Raw genomic sequence first — 1,209 nt, 5'->3', positions numbered from 1 at the left:
AAAAGGCTGACAGGCTGACGCGCTGCCGGTAGCCGTGGAATTCATCGTTACACGGAAGGGCGAGCCACCGCTGACGTTGCAGTTCCTCGTCGGCGCTGCGGTCGGTCAGAATCGCACTGATGTGCAGACCGGAGGCGCCAGTGCGCCCTGATCCTGCAAATCCAGCACGCATGCGTCACACGCGCGAGCTTCGCGAAGTTCGGCAACCCGGACAGAGCGAGACGGGCGCTGCGCTGCTCACGGTGCTGCTCCTCGTCGCAATCCTCTCGGTCATTGCCGCCGTCGCCCTTGAGCGTTTGACTCTCGCCAGCCGGATGACGCGCAACATCGTCTCCGCCGATCAAGGCCGTGCCTATCTTCTCGCCGCCGAGCAGATTGCGGCTCAGCGCCTGGGCGATCTTCTCAAGGAACGGTCGGATCGCACCACACTTGCCGGGGGCTGGCTGGGCACGCGGCAGACGATGATGGTGCCGGGCGGTGCCGTTACGCTGCAGGTGCGCGATTCCGGCAACTGCTTCAACCTCAACAGCCTGGTGAAGAAAGGGGAGGCCGCGAACGGCAAAGCGGCTTCCGATCTGGTGGCGCGGCCTGAGGGCATCGCGCAGTTCTCCGGCCTGATGCGCCTTCTCGGCATTGATCGCCGCACGGCCGATCAGGTTGCGATTTCTGCTGCGGATTGGATCGACAGCGACAGCGTACCGGGCAATGGCGGCGCTGAGGATGACTTCTATCGCCAGTTCAAGCCAGCCTATCGAACGGCCAATGGTCTGATGGCTGATCCCAGCGAATTGCGCATGGTCAATGCGGTAACACCCGAACTCTTCCAGCGTGTCAGGCCCTGGCTTTGCACGTTGCCGGATATCGTCCTGTCGCCGCTCAATGTGAATACTTTGCTGCCCGATCAGGCCGTGTTGTTGGCGATGCTTGCGCCCGAGAAAATCAGCATCGCTCAGGCACGGCAATTGCTGGCGCAACGTCCTCTGGATGGCTATGGCAGTCTCGTGAATTTGTTCGCGCAGGGGCCGCTCGCCGCGGCCGGTTTGACCGAGGCGGTGAAAGAGCAGGTGCAGCAGAAAAGTCGCTGGTTCGAGGTCTCCTTTTCGGCCGATCTCGGCGGCGACAATGTGGAAGAAACGGTGCTTTACGATGCCGGTCAAGGACCGGTGCGCGTGGTGCGTCGAACATGGGGCAAGGACGGCGACTGACATG

The 1,209-nt window shown here is 62.4% G+C and carries 1 protein-coding gene; it reads left to right on the top strand.

Annotated elements, in window-relative coordinates; translation table 11 throughout:
• Positions 1 to 170: 170 nt before the first annotated feature.
• Positions 171 to 1,205: a type II secretion system minor pseudopilin GspK gene (gene gspK / locus BGN95_RS10535; RefSeq protein ID WP_286772581.1), complete on the top strand. Its 1,035-nt coding sequence runs from the start codon at positions 171 to 173 to the stop codon at positions 1,203 to 1,205.
• The last annotated feature ends 4 nt before the right edge of the window (positions 1,206 to 1,209 follow it).

This window comes from Sphingomonas sp. 66-10 (assembly GCF_001897045.1).
In the GTDB taxonomy this organism is placed as follows: Bacteria; Pseudomonadota; Alphaproteobacteria; order Sphingomonadales; family Sphingomonadaceae; genus Sphingomonas; species Sphingomonas lycopersici.
This window is presented reverse-complemented; position numbering and strand designations above follow the sequence as displayed.